Annotated in this window: 1 protein-coding gene; it reads right to left on the bottom strand. The window is 70.4% G+C overall.

Going from position 1 to position 480, the window contains the following annotated elements:
* On the bottom strand, positions 1-480 hold a 480-nt coding region (locus F8274_RS30860), incomplete at both ends, for a UvrD-helicase domain-containing protein (protein WP_151465924.1).

The following is a 480-nucleotide window of genomic DNA, read 5'->3' as shown; positions in this document are numbered from 1 at the left end:
CCGTCGTCATGATCAGGTCGTCGAAGTCGAGTGCGTGCGCCTCCCGCAACCGGCGCTGGTACAGCGTGTACGCCTCGGCGAGGGCCCGCTCGTTGGGCCCCGACGCCCGCGCGGCGAACTGCTCCGGGTCGACCAGCTCGTTCTTCAGGTTGGAGACCTGGGCGGCCAGCCCGCGCGCCGGGTAGCGCTTGGGGTCGAGATCGAGTTCGCGGGTGACCAGCTGCATCAGTCGCCGGGAGTCGTCCGCGTCGTAGAGCGAGAAGGTCGACGTCAGGCCGGCGTGCTCGTGCTCGGCGCGCAGGATCCGGACACACGCGGAGTGGAACGTCGACACCCACATCAGGCGGGCGCGCGGCCCGACGAGCGCGGCGACGCGCTCCTTCATCTCGCCGGCCGCCTTGTTGGTGAAGGTGATCGCGATGATCTCACCGGGGTGGACGTCCCGGGCGGCGAGCAGGTAGGCGATCCGGTGGGTGAGCA

It is taken from the genome of Micromonospora sp. AMSO31t, from assembly GCF_008868175.1.
Lineage (GTDB): Bacteria > Actinomycetota > Actinomycetes > Mycobacteriales > Micromonosporaceae > Micromonospora.
This window is presented reverse-complemented; position numbering and strand designations above follow the sequence as displayed.